This window comes from Pseudomonas sp. 2995-3, assembly GCF_002742565.1.
Lineage (GTDB): Bacteria > Pseudomonadota > Gammaproteobacteria > Pseudomonadales > Pseudomonadaceae > Aquipseudomonas > Aquipseudomonas edaphica.
The window spans coordinates 1-306 of the sequence record NZ_LJSB01000195.1 but is presented as its reverse complement, the minus strand read 5'-3'; the positions used below and the strand labels follow the sequence as shown (position 1 = coordinate 306).

Annotated in this window: 1 protein-coding gene; it reads right to left on the bottom strand. The window is 35.6% G+C overall.

Annotation, left to right across the window (positions count from 1 at the left end; all coding sequences use genetic code 11):
• Nucleotides 1-102: 102 nt before the first annotated feature.
• Nucleotides 103-306: tyrosine-type recombinase/integrase (locus tag AOA62_RS17900; protein WP_158235130.1), on the bottom strand; the 204-nt coding region annotated here is incomplete at its 5' end.

Sequence of the window (306 nt, the reverse complement as noted above, 5' to 3'; positions counted from 1 at the left end):
CAGTTACATTATCTTAGGATTTTCTTTTGAATTATGGAAGCAGGATAGAGTATATAGATTCAGATGATGATTAAGAGGAAGGGGAGTTAATCTCCCCAATACCTATTCAAATACATTCTTTAACGCAGAAAACTGGTTATGACGTTTCTTTACATCCGTATTAGCCATTTTGACGTAATGGTTAGTCATATGGAGAGTGGTGTGACCAAGAATAGACTTTAATGAGAATGGATCTCCACCATTCATAATGTATAGAATAGCGCCACTGTGTCTCCATATATGAGGGCTTACTTGTTTTTTAATACC